The sequence below is a fragment of the Nitratidesulfovibrio sp. 1201_IL3209 genome, from assembly GCF_036763125.1.
Taxonomy (GTDB): domain Bacteria; phylum Desulfobacterota; class Desulfovibrionia; order Desulfovibrionales; family Desulfovibrionaceae; genus Cupidesulfovibrio.
Window position 1 is genome coordinate 70,544 of the sequence record NZ_JBAIYT010000006.1, and the last position, 17,504, is coordinate 88,047.

A 17,504-nucleotide genomic window follows, 5' to 3' on the forward strand; every position below is an offset into this window, starting at 1 on the left:
GGACGCCAACGGGCGAAAAGACAAGTTAGAGACAGCCCCTACCCGCCGAGATAGGCTTTTTTCACTTCCGGGTCGTTGAGCAGCGAATCGGATGGCCCCTGCGCCACGATCTCGCCGGTGTCCAGCACGTAGCCACGGCTGGCAACCTGCAAGGCAAGGCGGGCGTTCTGTTCCACCACGATGATGGTCAACCCCTCGCGGTTCAGTTCCTTCAGGGTGCGGAACATCTCGTACATCAGCAGCGGGGCCAGGCCCATGGACGGTTCGTCCAGCAGCAGCACCTCGCAACTGGTCATCAGCGCGCGGCCCACGGCCAGCATCTGCTGTTCGCCGCCGGACAGGGTGTCGCTGCGCTGGGCGCGCCGCTCGGCCAGGCGGGGGAACAGGTCGAAGATCCGTTCCAGGTCGCGGCTGATGGCCGGGTCGTTCTTGCGGGCGTAGGTGGCCAGCATCAGGTTTTCCATCACCGACAGGTTGCCGAAGATGTGCCGCCCCTCGGGCACCAGCGCGATGTGCAGCTTGCTGACCACGTCGTGCGGTTCCACGTTCAGCAGCGACTTGCCCTTGAACAGGATGTCGCCGCCGCTGACCTTGGGCGCCTCCGGCGGGGGCAGGCGCATGATGGACTTCAGCGTGGTGGACTTGCCCGCGCCGTTGGCCCCGATGAGGGTGACGATCTCCCCTTCGTTCACGTGGAACGAAAGGCCGTGCAACGCCTCGATATTGCCGTACTTTACGTAGAGATTCTCGATGGAGAGCAGCATCAGATCGTATCGTCTCCCAGGTATGCCTTGATGACGACCGGGTTGGACTGAATCTCCTCGGGCGTCCCTTCGGCAATGGTGCTACCGAAATCGATGACCTTGATCCATTCGCACAGGCTCATGACCACCTTCATCTGGTGTTCGATCATCCAGATGGCGATGTCGAACTCGCCGTGAATCCAGCGGATGAGCTTGATCAGCCCGTCCACGTCGGCCGAGTTCAGGCCCGCCGCCGGTTCGTCCAGCAGCAGCAGTTTCGGCCTGATGGACATGGCCCGGGCAATCTCCACCCGGCGCTGCAACCCGTAGGGCAGGTTGCGGGGCCGTTCGTGCGCGGCGTCCTTCAGATCCATGGCCTCCAGCATTTCCCAGGCGATGGCGTCGATGTTGCCCTCGCTGCGGGTGAAGCGGCCGGTGCGCAGAAAGGCGTCCCACACGGTGTAGCCCAGGCGGTGGTGCTGGGCGATGCGGATGTTGTCCAGCACGCTCATTTCGTGCCACAGCCGGATGTTCTGGAAGGTGCGGGCGATGCCCCGCGCCGTGACCTGGTGCGGCCGCAGGCCCGCGGTGGGCTGGCCGTTGAAGACGATCTGCCCCTCGGTGGGCTGGTAGAACCCGGAGACCAGGTTGAACACCGTGGTCTTGCCCGCGCCGTTGGGGCCGATGAGCGCGATGAGCCTGCGCTCCTCCAGCGATATGTTGAAGTCGGAAACGGCCTGCAGCCCGCCGAAGCGCTGCGTCACGCCTTTCATTTCAAGCAGCGGCATGTCCTCGTTCCCCTATTTGAACGTGTAGAAGCGGCGCAGCTTCGGGAAAACATCCGAAAGCTCGCGGTTGCCCATGATGCCCTCCGGCCGGAACTGCATGAGCAGGATGAGGATCAGCGGGATGAGCACCCACTTCCACACCTGGCTCAACTCGTATCCGGCGGGCAACAGGTTGACCGCGTGCAGGGCCGCATCGATGCCGGGAATGACGAAGCGCAGCGATTCGAGCAGCAGCGTGAACAGGATGGCCGCCATGACCGAGCCGGACAGCGAGGCCATGCCGCCAAGGTAGACCATGACCAGCCCTTCCGTGGACTTCAGGATGTTGAAGGCCTGCGGGTTCACGTAGCCGTACACGTGGGCGTACAGCGCCCCGGCCACGCCGGCCAGGCCCGAGGACACCATGAACGCCACCAACTTCACGTGGTTGGTGTCCACGCTCATGATCTCCGCGGCCACCTCGTCCTGACACACGGCGGAAATGCCCTTGCCGTAGGTGGAGTTCACCAGGCGGCGCAGGATCCACACCGAGAACACCGTGCCCAGGATGACCCAGATGAACATCCAGGGGATGTCCACCATGTCGCGCATGCCGTTGATGACCCGCTTCATGCCGTGAAAGCCGCGCGGGCCGCCGATGATGTCCAGGTTCTCGATGACCGAGATGACGATGTAGTTGGCCGCGATGGTGATGATGGCCAGGTAGTCGCCGCGCGTGCGGAACGAGGGCAGCGCCACCAGCAGGCCGAACACCGAGGCGACGAGCCCGGCCACGATCAGCACCACCGGGAACAGCATGGGGGCCAGTTCCGGCGGCAGCAGCGCGTCGCCCACCAGCTTGTTGGAGGTGAACAGCACCACCGAGAGCACGGACGAGGCATAGGCGCCCACGCACATGAACCCGGCGTGCCCGCACGAGAACTCGCCCATGTAGCCGTTCACCACGTTCAGGCTGGCGGCGAAGATGATGTTGATGCCCATGAACATGAGCACCGTCTGGGTGTACTGGTCTATCAGATTGAACTGCGCCAGCAGCACAAGGCCAAGGCACAGCGCCGCCAGCACGGCGTTGAGGGTGTATTTCTGCATGTTCGCGTATCCTCTGGCGTGCGTCGCGGGTTAGATCTTGGTGGTCTTTGCCACGCCGAAGAGCCCGGTGGGCCGTTGCCACAGGATCATCAGCAGGATGGTGAAGGCGAACAGGTCCCTGAACGTGGAGGGCAGGAACGCCGCCACCATGATCTCGATGAACGCCAGCAGGAAGCCGCCGATGAACGCCCCGCGAATGTCGCCGATGCCGCCCACCACCGCCGCGATGAAGGCCTTCCAGCCCACCATGGCGCCCATGTAGGGGTCGAGGATGGGGTAGGACATGGCGAAAAGCAGCCCGGCAAGGCCCGCAAAGCCCGACCCCAGCACGAAGGTGAACACGATGATGGAATCGAGCGGAATGCCCATCAGCGGCAGCGCGAACTTGTCCCACGCCACCGCGCGCATGGCCATGCCGATGCGGGTGCGCGTGACGATGAATTGCAGCAGGAAGAACACCAGGAACGCCGCGATGATGACCCACACCTTCAGGTTGGTCACCGACACGGAGCCGAAGGTGTACACCACCTTGTCCACCATGTCGGGCAGCTTGCGGCGGCTGGCGCCCAGCAGGGCCAGGTTGCCGTTCTCGAGAACCAGGCCGCACATCAGCGCGGTGATGACCACGTACAGCCGGTGCGCGCCCTTGCGGCGCAGGGGGCGGTAGGCGATGCGCTCCAGCGTCACGCCCACCCCGGCGGTGAGCAGCATGGTCAGCGGAATGGTCAGCGCCAGCGCGGCCCAGCCCGGCAGGGCGAACACGCCCAGAAGGTCGCCCAGCAGCAGCGAGGAGACGAAAAATGCGATGTACGCGCCCACCATGAAGATGTCGCCATGGGCGAAGTTGATGAGCAGCAGCACGCCGTACACCAGGGTGTAGCCCAGGGCGATCAGCGCGTAGAAGCTGCCCCACTGCAGCGCGTTGAACAGGTTCTGGATGAAGATTTCCACAGTCCCGAAACCCTCCGTGGAACGGTTTGCCCCTTGGCGCGCGCCGTACGCGCGGCAGGGGGGCAGAACACGGGCGGCGCGTCGTGCGCGCCGTCCGTGAACGATGATTCGTATGTTCCGCTTCGCAGGTGCCGGGTTCCGGGTGGGAACCCGCGCAGGGCGGCACCTTGGCCGGGCGGCAACCCGGCGCGCCGCCGCGGGCGGCGCGTGACGGAAGCGGAAGCCGCGACGTGCGTGCGGCAGGAAAGGCCCCGCGCGGCCCGGGGGCCGCGCGGGGCTTCGTGTACTAGTTGGGGCAGACCGATTCGGCGAAGGTGAATTCGCCCTTCTCGCTGATCTTGACGACAACGGCGCACTTGATGGGGTCGCGGTTCTCGTCGAAGCTCATCTTGCCGGTGATGCCGTCGAAGCTCTTGATGTTGACCATGGCGTCGCGCACGGCCTTGCGCATCTTGCGCACGTCCGTATCGACCTTGCCCACGCTCTGGATGGCCTGGAGCACGAGGCGGGTGGCGTCCCAGGTCAGGGCGGCCACGTCGTCGGGGATGTAGCCGTACTTGTTGTTGTACTTGTCGATGAATTCCTTGGTGGCGCCGGTGGCGCCCGCGGCGGCGTAGTGGGTGGAGAAGTACTGGCCCACGCATTCCTTGCCGCACAGGTCCATCAGTTCGGCGGAACCCCAGGCGTCGGAGCCCATGAACGGGCCCTTGTAGCCAAGGTCGCGCGCCTGCTTCACGATCAGGGCGACTATGTTGTAGTTTTCAGGCAGGAAGATGAAGTCGGGCTTGGCCGCGATGACCTTGGTCAGCTGGGCCGAGAAGTCCTGGTCCTTGGTGCCGTGCGATTCCATGCCCACCACGGAACCGGCGCCGTGCTTCTTCTCCCAGTCCGCCTTGAAGAACTCGGCAAGGCCCTTCGAGTAGTCGTTGGAGATGTCGAACAGCACGGCGGCCTTCTTGGCGTTGAACTGCTTGGTGGCGAAGTTGGTCACCACGGGCGCCTGGAAGGGGTCGAGGAAGGCGGCGCGGAACACCCACGGACGGCCCTTGGTGGTGTCCGGGTTGGTGGACCACGGCGAGATCATCGGGGTTTCGTTGTCGTTGGCCACGCCGCCCGCGGGCACGGCCTGCTTGGACGACTGCGGACCCACCACGGCCAGGACCTGGTCGCGCTCGATGACCTTCAGCATGGCGTTGACGGCGGATTCGGGCTTGGCTTCGTTGTCCTCGAACACGAATTCGAGCTTGTACTTCTTGCCGCCCACGTCCAGGCCGCCCTTGGCGTTGATTTCTTCGCGCAGCATTTCGGCGGCGAACTTCGAGGCCTCGCCCACCTTGGGGATGTCGCCGGTCATGGGGATGACGAAGCCGAGCTTGATGGTGTCGGCGGCGAACGCCTGGCCCGACAGCACCAGCAGAAGTGCCAGCACGAGCAATACTGTCTTCTTCATCTTTGCCTCCTCGCAGGGAAACTAGGGTTTTTGATAGCGGTTTAGTATCGTAATCAGGCCGTGAAGGGAACCGGTTTCTTCAATAATGTCTTTTTTGTAAATCTTCAAATATTTCACATAAATATAATTTAACTATTTTGTCATCAGATTTTGTGCCGTCATACTGGACAGTTAGCTAACCATCGGGCATCATGCACAAGATGCCGCGCGGCAGAGGCCGCAGCATGCCCTCGCGGCGGGGCTGACGCACCTTGATGTGGTAATCCGCAAGGTTGCGGCATGCCCCGAGATTCCGGCGGCCTTTTTGCGTCGGCGGACGCCCCGGCCCGTTCGGGTGGCGTCCGCTTGACACGACAAGATTGTTCATTCAACCCATCTCGCGCCATGCACCACCAGAGCGCCCTGCGCTTCCACAAGTTCAGCCCCGGCGGCAACACCACCATCCTGGTCACCGACCCGGTGCCCGCGCCCCTGCGCGCCGCCGTGGCGGCGGAACTGATGGGCGAGGACCACGTGCACGCGGAGCAGGTGGGTTTCGTCACGCTGGCCGGACCGCGCCCGCGCATCGACATGATGGGCGGCGAGTTCTGCGGCAACGCATGCCGCTCGCTGGCCGCCCTGCTGGCGCTGAAACGGGTGCTGCACGCCGGGCCGGGGGGGCTCATGTCCGGCGAGATCGAGAGTTCCGGCGTGTCCGGCATCCTGCCGGTGCGGGTGGTGCACACCCCGCACGGCCCGGACGCCGCCGTGCGCATGCCCCTGCCGCCTGCCGCCGGAAACGCAGACCCGGCGCATGGGGCCTCTCCCCGTGGCGCACAGCCCGCCCCGTCCCGGCTGGCGCTGCCCGTGGCCGACGGGCTGATGCTGGTCCGGCTGCCGGGCATCGCCCACCTGCTGCTGGACGCCTCGGCGCACCCCTTTCCCGGCGACTGGCGCGACCACGCGCGCGCACTCATCACCCGCCACGGCCTGGACGACGAACCGGCGGCCGGGTGCATCTGGTGCCACGGCCCCCTGGCCGCCCCCGCCATCACCCCGGTGGTCCGGGTGCGGGACACCGGCAGCATCATCCTGGAATCGGCCTGCGGTTCCGGCTCGCTGGCCTACGGCCTGCACCGCGCCGACATGGCCGAAGGCGAGATATCCCTGGCGGTGCGCCAGCCCAGCGGGGCGACCATCCGCGTTTCGGTGAGCCGCCGCGACGGCGTGACGCCCGAGGCCTGGATAGGCGGAACCGTGCGCCACGTGGCCAGCGGTACCGCCTATCTCCACGGCGACCCGCAGACCTAGCCCCCCTGTTTCCGCACGGCCGCCGCCCTTTCTGCCCGCGCCGCCCGCGCGCCTTTTCCTGCATCGACGGCATATTGCCGCACGCCCGCCGCGGCTCCCCCGCGGTCCCAATTGACGGCGCCGTAACCTTTCCGTAACAATGCATGCACGGGAACCTCCCGAAATCACGGGTGCTCCCGCAACATTTCCCGGCATCGCCACGGAGCCCTTGCCGGGGCTCCCCGCACCCTTCACGGACGCCCGCCGTCACTGCGACACATCCATGGCATTTCGCACGCTTTTCTTCGACCAGCAGGACCACGAGCTCTTGCTCATGGTCAACAAGGTGCTGGAGAAGACCAGCACCCCCAGCCCCTTCGTGCGCAAGCTGTTCGACGCCAGCCTGCATCCGCACGGCATCAAGGAGCTTTCCGTCTCGCGCGAACTGCGCGTGGCCTACGCGGTGATCAACCTGCTGGACTCGCTGGAGGCGGGCCTGGCGGAAGACCGCCTGCTGGCCCTGCAAACCCTGCGCGACGAGGTGCTGTACAGCGCGCAGACGGGCCTGCGCCGCAACACGGCGCGCGTGCTCATCCAGATCATGAAGGACCTGGTGCGCGCCCACGGCGACCCCTGCCGCCAGCTCAAGCTGGCGCACGATTTCCGCCGCGCCGCCTCGGGCAAGCCGCGCATCGTGCGCGCCCTGCTGGCCCACTACCACCTGCTGGAAATGCCCGAAGAGTGGAACCAGCTGGCCTTCGACAACCACGTGCACGACGCCAACACCAAGGGCCGCAAGAACCCCACCCACCTGATCATGGACGCGTGGATCAAGGGCATCCGGCACCTTACGGTGATCTACTACAACTTCGTGGAATCGGCCGCCGCCAGTGAGCTGATGCAGGCCGCCGACATCATGGGGGTTTCCGTCCGCATCGGGGTGGAATTCCGGGTGCCCGCGCGCAACAAGTACGCCGAACTCATCTGGGTGCCGCGCGGTTTTTCCGATTCGCAGGGCTTCCTGTCCTTCCTGGCGGAAACGCCCACCCAGCACCTGATGCAGGAAGGCCGCAAGGCATCGCAATATCTTGCGGAATACGTGTTGCAGGTGCTGCGCCGCTACAACGAACGCCACCGCCGCGCCATCAACGACGAATTCGGGCTGACCCTTGAACCGCTGCACCGCGACGAATTCCTGGCCTTCGTGGGCACGGGGCAGCCCTCGCTGCTGCACCTGGCGGAATTCATCCACAAGCGGCTGGTGCCCGCCCTGCAGGGCCGGGTGGAGGAGTTGCGCGACGAATGGGCCATGGCCACCCAGCCCGAGCGCGAGGCCATCGAGGCCCTGGTGCGGCGGCTGGACGGGCTGGACGCCGAGACGGTGCACGACCTGTGGCTGGCCCCGGCATGCAACCCCGACATCCCCTCGGCCTTCGTGCCCCGCGAAGGGGCCGACGTGCCCGACATCCTGCGCACCCCGCCGCGCGCCCTGCTGGACTGGCTGACCAGCCTGCACAGCGGCTACCGCATCACCCTGAACCTCTCGGAACTCACCGTGGCCGACGTGCTGGAGCTGCTGTGGGACTGCGAGGGGCTCATCACCCACCTCGAACTGTTCAACCTCAAGGACTGGGCAGAGGGCGACGACGCGCACGTGGCCAGCATCCGGGCCATCAACGAGCTGCAACTGGCCATCAACAGCGGCAGCGCGCCCCGGCTGAAGCGGTTCATCCGCACGCTGATCCGCGACTACTCCGACTCGGGCGCGACGGACGCCTGCGAGCGCTGCGAAAAGTTCCGCCGCATCCTGCGCAACATCCCCAGGCTGCAAAGCTTCTACAAGTCGGTGCAGTTGAAGTCGCGCATCGGCAGCGATTCCACCAGCCGCTCGCACCGGGTGCACGGCATGGGCCTGGTGTTCCGCGAAACCCTGCCCCCGCGCGCCCAGAAACAGATCGACGACCCGCGCGACACCATGCGCCAGATCATTCCCGTGCACACCGAGGTGTACCTGCGCGAAAGCATGCTGGAACGGCGCACCCCCGTGCTGCCCAGCACCACCATGGTGAACATGTTGCGGCGGCTGCCGGGATGTTCGCGCTTCGGTTTTCGCCGGGTGCGCGAATGGGTGGTGCGCACCGACACCTCGCGGGTCACCCCGTACGGCAACATCGCCACCCTTGGCGGCTTTGCCCGCAGCGCGGGCAACGGCCTTTCGCTGCACCCGCGCGGCGGGGCGGTATGCACGCGCTGGATGGGCATGCGCTACCTGAACACCGGCGTGTCCAACGCCCTGAAGGTGCTGGCCGGGTTCATCCCCGCCGTGCTCTCGTTCCTGCAGACGCAGGACAGCCTGCTCACGGCCATGCTGTGGACCACCGTGTGGTTCGGCATCACCGGAGTGCGCAACGTCATCCAGGCCGTGACGGGCGGCGGCGGCGTGAGCCGTTCGCCCCTGTTGCGCTGGAACGACTACGTAAGCTGGAGCCGGATCAGCGATTCGCTGCTGTTCACGGGCATTTCCGTGCCGCTGCTGGAAAACGTCATCCGCGTGCTGCTGCTGGAAGAGGGCTTCGGCCTGACGGTGAGCAACAACCCGGCGCTGGTCTACGCCGTCATCTCGGCGGCCAACGGCGCCTACATCGCCGCGCACAACATCTACCGGGGCCTGCCCAAGGAGGCGGTGCTCGGCAACATCTTCCGCAGCGTGCTGGCCATCCCCACCTCCGTGCTCTACGGCGAACTGCTGCTGGAACTGCTGGTGCTGATGCACGTGCCCAACCCCTCGCTGCTCATCCAGCCCTATGCGGCGGTCATCTCCAAGATGGCGTCCGACACCATCGCCGGGGCCGTGGAAGGCTACGCGGACCGCAACAACAACATCCGCATCCGCCGCTGGGACTACGACAGCAAGCTGCGCCAGCTGTTCGACTCCTTCTCCAGGCTGGAACTGCTGTTCCCCGAAGAGGACGTGCTGGAACTGCTCTCGCAGCCCAAGCAGTTCATCCGGGCCGTGGAGGCGGAGGCCGAGGACCTGGAGCGGACCATCATCATCAACGCCCTGGACCTGATGTACTTCTGGATGTACCAGCCCCGCGCGCGCAACGTGCTCTCGCTGCTGGTGCGCGACATGTCTCCGGAGGAAAAGGCCATCCTGGCCCGCTCGCAGATGGTGCTGACCCGCGAACGCGAAGTGAGCCAACTGTTCGTGGACGGCATCGTGGGCAAGAACTTCTCCAAGCCCCTGGCCTTCTACCTGGACCGCAACGTGGAATACCTGACGGCCATGTCGCGGCTTACCGGCGTGGACACGGTGGGCAACCGGGTGGCCTCGCCGGTGTGACCGGGCGGCCGCGCGCCCCCGCCCCCCTTGCCCGGCCCGCGCTTTCGTGCCATACAGGCCGCGCGAGCCGCGGCGTGTCCGCCTTTGCTCGCCCCACTGGCCCCGCTTCGGCGGGGCTTTCCCTTTGCGTGGCCGCCGCCTCTCCCCCGCCCCGCCGCACCGGCCTTCCGGCATCGCTTCCACCTTGTGCCCGGTCTTTTTCCGCCGCCTTCCGCCCGGCTTCGTTCCCGCACGGGAACCCGGTTACTTTTCCGGACCTTCTTGTGCGAACCCCCAAGCTGACCTACCATGCAGGGTAAACGTCCGCCCCGGCCCCGCTCCCGGCGCCGGTCCCTTTTCAGCGGCACGGCGGCAGGGGCGACGACGCGACGGAGCGGTCCAACGGAGCGGTCCATCGGGAATCGCACCCGGCAACGGCAGCGGCGCGGGCATCCCCCCGCGCGGGAGGCGCACATGTCCAGCACATCCGGAACGTCAAAGGCCATCTTCTTCCACGAAACCGGCGGGCCGGAAGTGCTGCGCTGGGAAGACCACGACCCCGGCGCGCCCGGCCCCGGCGAAGCGCTGGTGCGCCACGGGGCCGTGGGGCTCAACTTCATCGACGTGTACCACCGCACCGGGCTGTACCCGCTGCCCTCGCTGCCCGCCATCCCCGGCATGGAGGGCGCGGGCACCGTGGAGGCCGTGGGCGAGGGCGTGACCGAGGTGCGCCCCGGCGACCGGGTGGCCTATGCGGGCAACCCGGTGGGGGCCTATGCCGAACACCGCCTGATCCCCGCCCACCGCCTGGTGGTCCTGCCGGACGACATCGACTTCGTCACGGCGGCGGGCATGATGCTGCGCGGCATGACCGCGCGCTACCTGCTGCGCGGCTGCTACCCGGTGACCGAGGGCACCGCCATGCTGGTGCATGCGGCCGCGGGGGGCGTGGGTTCGCTGGTGGTGCCGTGGGCGCGGCATCTGGGGGCCACGGTCATCGGCACGGCGGGCGACGAGGCCAAGGCGGAACGCGCGCGGGCCAACGGCTGCCAGCACGTCGTCCTGTACCGGCAGGAGGACGTGGCGGCCAGGGTGCGCGAACTCACCGACGGGCGCGGCGTGGACGTGGTGTACGATTCGGTGGGGCAGGCCACGTTCATGGCCTCGCTGGACTGCCTGCGCCCCATGGGCACCTTGGTCTCGTTCGGGCAGTCGTCCGGCAGCGTGGAGCCGTTCAACCCCGGCCTGCTGGCGGCCAAGGGCTCGCTGTTCCTCACCCGGCCCAGCCTGATGCACTACACGGCGCAGCGGCCCGACCTGCTGGCCCACGCGCGCGACCTGTTCGACGTGGTGCGCGCGGGCATCGTGCAGGTGCAGGTGAACCAGACCTTCCCCCTGGCGCAGGCGGCCGACGCGCACCGCGCGCTGGAATCGCGCAGGACCACCGGATCCACGGTGCTGCTGGTATAGGAAACAGGAGAAAACACGGACACGGCCGGGCGCGGCGGCGTCCGGCCTCGATCTTTCGGCTTCGGGCCGTCGGCCGGGACGGAACACGTGACGGCGCGGCGGCCCGGCGCCCGCCGGGGAACCCCGCCCCCGGCGCTGCTGCATGCCGGGGCGTTTCCTGATAGCATGGCCCGCCGCATGGACTTTCCGTTCCCGCGCCAGGTTGATCGCCCCACCCGCCGCACATGAAAGAGCCGCATGAACGACCGTTTCTCCTCCACACCGCCCGCTTCCCCGCCCCCGCGTGACGGTTCGCCGGAACGGGACGCCCCGCCTGCGGACGACGCGCGCCCGCGCACGGACGCCCCCCCGCCGGACGGGGTCGGCCTGCGCGAGGGCTTCACCACCGGCTCCGCCCTGGCTGCGGCGGCCACGGCCGCCCTGCGCCTGCTGCTGAGCGGCATGCGGCCGGACATGGTGTCCGTGCCGCTGCCGCCGTTCACCGGCGACGGGGACGACACCACCCCGGCGGGCTGGCTGGACGTGCCCGTGGCCGAGGCCGTGCCGATGGTTCCCGCTCGGGCGGGCGGCGGAACGGCGCTGGGCGTGGTGGTCAAGGACGGCGGCGACGACCCGGACGCCACCCACGGGGCGCGCATCGAAGCGCTGGTGGAGTGCGCCCCCGAAGGCACATCCCTGCCGGAGGACGACATGTCCTTGTCGAAGGACGGCACGTCCCGGCCGGGCAGATCGGACAGGCCAGACAGGCCGGACTCGCCGGACTCGCCGGACCTGGTCCTGCCCTTTCCCCGTGGCGACGGGGTCGCCGTGCTGCTGCGCGGCGGCACGGGCGTGGGCCGGGTCACCCTGCCCGGCCTGCCCGTGGCCGTGGGCGAACCGGCCATCAATCCCGAACCGCGCAGGCAACTGGCCTTCGCCGTGCGCCACGAATGCGCGGCGGCGGGCTGGCGCGGCACGGTGCGCGTCACCGCGCGGGTGCCCGAGGGGCAACGCATCGCCCGGCACACCCTGAACGCGCGCCTGGGCATCGTCGGCGGCATTTCCATCCTCGGCACGCGGGGCACGGTGCGCCCCTACAGCCACGACGCGTGGCAGGCCGCCGTGGCCCAGGGGCTGGACGTGGCCAGGGCCGCCGGGCTGCGCGAGGTCTGCCTGTCCACCGGGCGGCGCAGCGAAACCCTGCTCATGCGCGCCTACCCGGCCCTGCCGCCGCTGGCCTTCGTGCAGGCGGCGGATTTCGCGGCCTTCTCGCTGGCGGCCGCCGCGCGGCGCGGCTTCATCCGGGTGGCCTGGGGCTGCTTTTTCGGCAAGCTGGTCAAGCTGGCGCAGGGGTTGCCGCACACCCACGCCCACACCGCGCCGCTGGACCTGCCCCTGCTGGCCCGGTGGGCCGCCGACGCCGGAGCGGGGGCGGCGACGTGCGCGGCGGTGGCCGCCGCCAACACCGCCGGGCAGGCCCTGGAACTCCTGCTGGCCGACCCGGCCCACCCCGCCGTGCTGCGGGCCGTGGCCCAACGGGGGCGCGACGCCGCTCATGGCTGGACAGACGGGGCCGAAAGCGTCACGGTGACGGTGCACCTTTTCCACATGGACGGCAGATGTCTGGTGACGGCATGACGCGCACGCCCCCCCCCACGCCCCATCCCGTGACGGTCATCGGCTGCGGCCTGCGCGGAACCCCCCTGCCGCCCGGCCACGCCGCCGCCCTGGCGCAGGCCCAGGTGCTGGCGGGCGGGGCGCGCCTGCTGGACGCCTTTCCCGACCATCCCGGCCGGCGCATCGTCATCGGCGGGGCGCTGGACGAGGCGCTGGACGCCATCGGGCAGTGCCGGGAGCGCGGCCTGCGCGTGGCCGTGCTGGCCGACGGCGACCCGCTGTTCTTCGGCATCGGCGCGCGGCTGGCCGCAGCCTTCGGCCCCGGCGCGCTGCGGGTGCTGCCCGCCGCGTCCAGCCTGCAACAGGCCGCCGCCCGGCTGGCCCTGCCGTGGCAGGAGGCCCGTTGCGTGTCCCTGCACGGCCGGGACGACTTCCGGCCGCTCACGGCGGCCCTGCGCGACGCCCGGCATACCGGCGGACCGGTGTGCGTGCTGACCGACGGACGCAACACGCCGGGGGCCATCGCCCGGTTCCTGTCGTCCCGCGGGGTCGGCGGGCTGCGCCTGCACGCCCTTGCCGACATGGGCAGCCCCGGCGAGCGCCACGCGGTGTTCGACCTGCCCCCTTTTCCCCTGTCTCCCAATGATGCGCATGACGCGAATGACGCGGGCCATGCACCCGCGCCGGAAGATGCCGCCACCCGGCTTCGGGAACTGGACTCGCTGGGCGGCAACTGCACGATCCTGCTGGTGCCCGACGCCGCTCCCTCCCTTTCCGCGCCCCCTCCCCCGCCCGTGCTGGGCATCCCGGACGGCGACTTCGCCGTGCAGGCCCGGCTGATCACCAAATGGCCGGTGCGCGCCGCCGGGCTCGCGGCCCTGCGCATCGCCCCCGGCCACACCGTGTGGGACCTGGGCGCGGGCAGCGGGGCCGTGTCGGTGGAGGCCGCCGCCCTGGCCCGCCACGGGCTGGTGGTGGCCGTGGAGCGCGACCCGGCCCGCGTGGCCCTGATCGAGGAGAACCGCCACCGCTTCCGCGCGTCCAACCTGCACGTTGTCCATGGCGAGTTGCCGGGCTGTCTCGACGGCCTGCCCGACCCGGACCGGGTGTTCATTGGCGGTGGGCTTGGGGGGGGTGGGCTTGGGGGTGGCGGACTTGGGGGTGGGGGCTTGGGGGACGACGGCCATTCCCCCCACGCGAACCCGCTGCTGGACGAAGTGTGCCGCCGCCTGCCCCCCGGAGGACGCCTGGTGGCGCACTGCGTGCTGCTGGGCACGCTGGAACGGGTGCGCGCCGCGCTGGCCCGGCACGGCTGGCCCGCCGAAGTGGCCTGCATCCAGGCCAGCGAGGCCGTGCCCCTGCTGGGCGACCTGCGCCTTGCGGCCATGAACCCCGTATTCATCGTGGCGGCCACCCGGCCCGGAGGTGACGCAGCATGACCCCGCGCCCCTTCCATCCAGACCGTTCCGGCCCCGAACCAGCCAAGCGGATGGCACTAACGACACGAATGACGCGGCCGACGCCATGGCTGCCCCTGCTGCTGCTCCTGCTGCTGGCGATCCCGTCGCGGGCGGTCGCGGCCGTCGAAATCACCGTTTCCTCCGGCACGCGCGCCGCCGGCACCGCCAGCGCCGTCAGCGGCGATTCCGCCGGGCCGCTGCGCGTGTTCATCCTCGACCAGCCGCCGTGGAGCTACCTGCACGAAGGCCAGCCGTACGGCGCCGCCGTGGACGTGGCCCGCGCCGTGCTGCACCGCCTGGGGCGCGAGGTGGAATTCGTGGTCACGCCCTTCAACCGTGGCCTTTCCCTGGTCATGCAGGGCAAGCTGGACGCGGCCCTGGCGGCCTACCGCACCCCCGAGCGCGAAAAGCTCCTGCACTACACCACGGTGCCCCTCTACGACGAGGACGTCATCCTGATGGTGCACCCCGGCGACCGAAACCTGGCCGCCGACACAGGCAGCACCGGGCGCGACGCCATCCTGTACGGCGAAAAACCCGTCGCCCTGGCCCTGGGCTACAGCTACGGCCCCACCATGGACCTCCTGCTGGCCCGCAAGGGGCTGATCCGCACCTCGTTCTTCTACTCGTTGCAGGAAGGCGTGCAGGCCCTGCTGCGTCACGAGGTGGCGGCCGTGCCCGGCACCGAGCCCACCCTGCGGGCGCTGCTGCGCCGCCTAGCCCCCGGCAGGGAGCCGGTGTTCATGCTGCCCGCCTTCGACTACGTTTCCGCCTACGTGGCCTTTGCCCCCACCGCCGCCAACGCCTCGCTGGCCGCGGAGTTCGACAGCGCCCTGGGGCGGATGCGCGCCAGCGGCGAATACGCGCGCATACTGGCCGAGGCCGACAGGACCCTGCATGCCCACCAAGGACAATGACCGGCCCGGCGGGGCACCCGCCGCCGATGCGTCTCCCGCGCCCTCCCCAACGCCCTTGCCAGCGACCTCCCCAGCGGCCTCGCCACCGCCCTCCCCAGCGCCCTCCCCAGCGGCCTCGCCACCGACAGGGGGCCACGTGTGGTTCGTGGGGGCGGGCCCCGGCGATCCGGAACTGCTCACCCTGAAGGCCCGGCGGATCATCGGAACGGCGGACCTGGTGCTCTACGCGGGCTCGCTGGTGCCGCCGCAGGTGGTGGCCTGCGCCCGTCCCGGCGCGCGGGTGGTCGATTCCGCCCCGCTCACGCTGGAACAAACCCACGCCCTGCTGCGCGAGACGGCCCTTGCGGGGGGCACGGCCGCGCGGGTGCACACCGGCGACCCTTCGCTGTACGGCACCGTGCGCGAGCAGATGCGCCTGCTGCATGCCGAGGGCATCGCCTGCTCGGTGGTGCCGGGGGTGACGGCGGCCTTTGCCGCCGCGGCCGCCGCCGGGGTGTCGTTCACCGCGCCGGAGGTCACCCAGTCGCTGGTCATCACCCGGCTGGAAGGGCGCACCCCCGTGCCCGGCGCGGAACGGCTGCGCGAACTGGCCCGCCACGGCAGCGCCATGGCGGTGTACCTTTCCGCCGCCGCCCCGGAACGGCTGGAAGAGGAACTGGCGGCGGCGGACGTGGACCCGTGCACGCCGGTGCTGGCGGCCCACAGGGTGGGCTGGCCCGACCAGTCCCTGGCCTGGACCACGGCGGGCGGGCTGGCCGAAACCGTGCGGTCGCGCGGGTTTTCGCGCCAGACGGTGTTCCTGGTGCTGCCCGGCGAGGCGGCGGGGGATACCGCGTCGCGCCTGTACGCGGCCGACTTCGCCCACGGCTGGCGCGATATCCGCGAAAACGGGGACGATGCCCCGCATCCGCAAGGCAGCAAGGACTGACCCCGGGCGCGCCCTCCGCCTTCCCGTCCCCTTTTCCTCCTCTTTCCCTCCCCCTTCCGCGCCCGATTCCGGGCGCGCCCCGTGAACATTGCGTGACAATGGCGCACACGGTTGCATCGCCTTCCGGATGCGGGCATCATGGCGGCAGCGTCCTGGCTCCCCCGCCCGCCAACGGGAGGTCCCATGCGTCTCTCGGATATCCTGCATTCCCTGTCGCGCGGCCTGCGCCGCCTGCTGCTCGCGCCGCTGCGCCCCTCGGCCCGCGCCTTCTGGCGCGCCGCCCTCGACCGTCCGCACGGCAGCTTCATGGAAGCCCTGCACGGCTACATCTACCTGCGCTGGCCGCTGTTCTACATCGGCGTGGGCACCGGGCGGCACCCGCTGGCCCGCTGGCTGGCCGCGCCGCTGGCCCGGCTGGGCGGCCTGCTGGGGGTGTGGGGCAAGGCCGGGGAGTTCGGGCCGGAATTCGCCCAGACCTACCACGGCAAGGTCATGCCGCCGGGCACGCTGCCCCGGCTCATCGCCGTGGGGCGGCCGGTGTCCACCACGGTGCCGGAAACCGTGCTGCCCTTCCGCATGGCGCGCGACATCATCCTCGACAACGCCGACGCCCTTGCCCTGCTGGACTGCCCCTGCCGCCTGACCAGGGAGGACCACTGCACCCCGGTGGACGTGTGCATCCTGGCCGGCGGCCCGGTGGTGGACTTCGTGCTGGAGCATCACCCGGACATGGCCCGCCGCGTCACGCCCGCAGAGGCCATCCGCGTGGTGGAGGCGGAGAACCGGCGCGGCCACGTCTCGCACGCCTTCTTCAAGGAGGCGGTGCTGGGCCGCTACTACGCCATCTGCAACTGCTGCACCTGCTGCTGCGGGGCCATGCAGGCCCACCGCGAGGGCACGCCCATGCTGGTCTCCTCGGGCTACGTGGCCCGCGTGGACCCGGCCGCCTGCATCGGCTGCGGCCTGTGCGCGCGCGTCTGCCCCTTCGACGCGGTGGGCATGGCCCATGGCCCCGCGCCGGAAACGTCTTCACCGGACGCGCCCCCTCCCGGCGCCCGTCCGGTCGTCCTCCCCGTCATCGACGCCGCCGCGTGCATGGGCTGCGGGGTGTGCGAACTGCGCTGCCCCGGCAAGGCCCTGCATCTGGTGCTGGCGCCGGGCAAGCCCGCCCCGCTGGTGCTGCCCGGCGAGGTGGCCCCGGTGGCCCCGGTGGCTCTGGACCATCCGGACCTGTCCCGGCCCGACCTGGCCGGGCCCGCTCTGGCCCGGTATGATCTGACCCGGCCTGACTTGCCCCCGGCCACGGCCACGCCGGAAGAACCCGCAACCCGTACCGCCAGCGGCAACGCCCGCACGCCGGGGTAGCCGTCTCCCGGATTCTCCGGCTCCGACGGCAAGGGCGCGCCGCAGCGCGATACCGCACCCGCTTCACTTTCGTGGACAACCGCGCTATCGTCCCAAAATCATTTCGGGATATTGCGCGCCTGTCAGGATATTGCGTGCCCAAGGGCACCTGCGGCC

13 protein-coding genes are annotated in these 17,504 nt (G+C 69.4%); 8 read left to right on the plus strand and 5 right to left on the minus strand.

Annotation, left to right across the window (positions count from 1 at the left end; translation table 11 throughout):
- Nucleotides 1-38 precede the first annotated feature (38 nt).
- The 5 genes from V6B97_RS05030 to V6B97_RS05050 all read right to left on the minus strand — a co-directional run bounded on the left by V6B97_RS05030 (nt 39) and on the right by V6B97_RS05050 (nt 5,021).
- A complete protein-coding gene (locus tag V6B97_RS05030; protein WP_333505399.1) occupies nt 39-764 on the minus strand; it encodes an ABC transporter ATP-binding protein in 726 nt (241 codons plus the stop codon).
- Nucleotides 764-1,531 (minus strand): ABC transporter ATP-binding protein, encoded by a 768-nt coding sequence (locus tag V6B97_RS05035; RefSeq protein ID WP_333505400.1) that lies wholly within the window; start codon nt 1,529-1,531, stop codon nt 764-766. The genes V6B97_RS05030 and V6B97_RS05035 overlap by 1 nt, the downstream gene beginning before the upstream one ends.
- A 12-nt stretch (nt 1,532-1,543) precedes the next feature.
- The gene (locus V6B97_RS05040; protein WP_333505401.1) at nt 1,544-2,620 is read right to left on the minus strand and encodes a branched-chain amino acid ABC transporter permease; all 1,077 of its coding nucleotides are present in this window, start codon (nt 2,618-2,620) and stop codon (nt 1,544-1,546) included.
- Between the two features lie 30 nt (nt 2,621-2,650).
- Nucleotides 2,651-3,571, minus strand: coding sequence for a branched-chain amino acid ABC transporter permease (locus V6B97_RS05045; protein WP_333505402.1), 921 nt, complete (start codon nt 3,569-3,571; stop codon nt 2,651-2,653).
- Between the two features lie 286 nt (nt 3,572-3,857).
- Complete coding sequence (locus V6B97_RS05050; protein WP_333505403.1) at nt 3,858-5,021, minus strand: ABC transporter substrate-binding protein; 1,164 nt, start codon at nt 5,019-5,021, stop codon at nt 3,858-3,860.
- Between the two features lie 384 nt (nt 5,022-5,405).
- On the opposite strand from V6B97_RS05050, the gene V6B97_RS05055 reads away from it, so the two are divergent.
- The 8 genes from V6B97_RS05055 (at nt 5,406) to V6B97_RS05090 (ending at nt 17,348) form a co-directional block, all read left to right on the plus strand.
- Nucleotides 5,406-6,311: a diaminopimelate epimerase gene (locus V6B97_RS05055; protein WP_333505404.1), complete on the plus strand. Its 906-nt coding sequence runs from the start codon at nt 5,406-5,408 to the stop codon at nt 6,309-6,311.
- A 262-nt stretch (nt 6,312-6,573) separates the two neighbouring features.
- Nucleotides 6,574-9,633 (plus strand): hypothetical protein, encoded by a 3,060-nt coding sequence (locus V6B97_RS05060; RefSeq protein ID WP_333505405.1) that lies wholly within the window; start codon nt 6,574-6,576, stop codon nt 9,631-9,633.
- Nucleotides 9,634-10,086: 453 nt separating this feature from the next.
- Complete coding sequence (locus V6B97_RS05065; protein ID WP_333505406.1) at nt 10,087-11,082, plus strand: quinone oxidoreductase family protein; 996 nt, start codon at nt 10,087-10,089, stop codon at nt 11,080-11,082.
- 237 nt (nt 11,083-11,319) lie between these two features.
- Nucleotides 11,320-12,699, plus strand: coding sequence for a cobalt-precorrin-5B (C(1))-methyltransferase CbiD (cbiD, locus tag V6B97_RS05070; RefSeq protein ID WP_333505407.1), 1,380 nt, complete (start codon nt 11,320-11,322; stop codon nt 12,697-12,699).
- Nucleotides 12,696-14,117, plus strand: coding sequence for a precorrin-6y C5,15-methyltransferase (decarboxylating) subunit CbiE (cbiE, locus tag V6B97_RS05075; RefSeq protein WP_333505408.1), 1,422 nt, complete (start codon nt 12,696-12,698; stop codon nt 14,115-14,117). The genes cbiD and cbiE overlap by 4 nt, the downstream gene beginning before the upstream one ends.
- Before the next feature lie 68 nt (nt 14,118-14,185).
- Nucleotides 14,186-15,055: a substrate-binding periplasmic protein gene (locus V6B97_RS05080; protein ID WP_333505409.1), complete on the plus strand. Its 870-nt coding sequence runs from the start codon at nt 14,186-14,188 to the stop codon at nt 15,053-15,055.
- The gene (cobM, locus tag V6B97_RS05085) at nt 15,036-15,983 is read left to right on the plus strand and encodes a precorrin-4 C(11)-methyltransferase (RefSeq protein WP_333505411.1); all 948 of its coding nucleotides are present in this window, start codon (nt 15,036-15,038) and stop codon (nt 15,981-15,983) included. The genes V6B97_RS05080 and cobM overlap by 20 nt, the downstream gene beginning before the upstream one ends.
- Before the next feature lie 183 nt (nt 15,984-16,166).
- Complete coding sequence (locus V6B97_RS05090) at nt 16,167-17,348, plus strand: ATP-binding protein (protein ID WP_333505412.1); 1,182 nt, start codon at nt 16,167-16,169, stop codon at nt 17,346-17,348.
- The last annotated feature ends 156 nt before the right edge of the window (nt 17,349-17,504 follow it).

What these genes read in the sequence shown, in the direction of transcription:
- V6B97_RS05030 (WP_333505399.1), bottom strand. Translation starts at nt 764, where the DNA reads ATGCTGCTCTCCATCGAGAATCTCTACGTAAAGTACGGCAATATCGAG.
- V6B97_RS05035 (WP_333505400.1), bottom strand. Translation starts at nt 1,531, where the DNA reads ATGCCGCTGCTTGAAATGAAAGGCGTGACGCAGCGCTTCGGCGGGCTG.
- V6B97_RS05040 (WP_333505401.1), bottom strand. Translation starts at nt 2,620, where the DNA reads ATGCAGAAATACACCCTCAACGCCGTGCTGGCGGCGCTGTGCCTTGGC.
- V6B97_RS05050 (WP_333505403.1), bottom strand. Translation starts at nt 5,021, where the DNA reads ATGAAGAAGACAGTATTGCTCGTGCTGGCACTTCTGCTGGTGCTGTCG.
- V6B97_RS05055 (WP_333505404.1), top strand. Translation starts at nt 5,406, where the DNA reads ATGCACCACCAGAGCGCCCTGCGCTTCCACAAGTTCAGCCCCGGCGGC.
- V6B97_RS05060 (WP_333505405.1), top strand. Translation starts at nt 6,574, where the DNA reads ATGGCATTTCGCACGCTTTTCTTCGACCAGCAGGACCACGAGCTCTTG.
- V6B97_RS05065 (WP_333505406.1), top strand. Translation starts at nt 10,087, where the DNA reads ATGTCCAGCACATCCGGAACGTCAAAGGCCATCTTCTTCCACGAAACC.
- cbiD (WP_333505407.1), top strand. Translation starts at nt 11,320, where the DNA reads ATGAACGACCGTTTCTCCTCCACACCGCCCGCTTCCCCGCCCCCGCGT.
- cbiE (WP_333505408.1), top strand. Translation starts at nt 12,696, where the DNA reads ATGACGCGCACGCCCCCCCCCACGCCCCATCCCGTGACGGTCATCGGC.
- V6B97_RS05080 (WP_333505409.1), top strand. Translation starts at nt 14,186, where the DNA reads ATGACGCGGCCGACGCCATGGCTGCCCCTGCTGCTGCTCCTGCTGCTG.
- cobM (WP_333505411.1), top strand. Translation starts at nt 15,036, where the DNA reads ATGCCCACCAAGGACAATGACCGGCCCGGCGGGGCACCCGCCGCCGAT.
- V6B97_RS05090 (WP_333505412.1), top strand. Translation starts at nt 16,167, where the DNA reads ATGCGTCTCTCGGATATCCTGCATTCCCTGTCGCGCGGCCTGCGCCGC.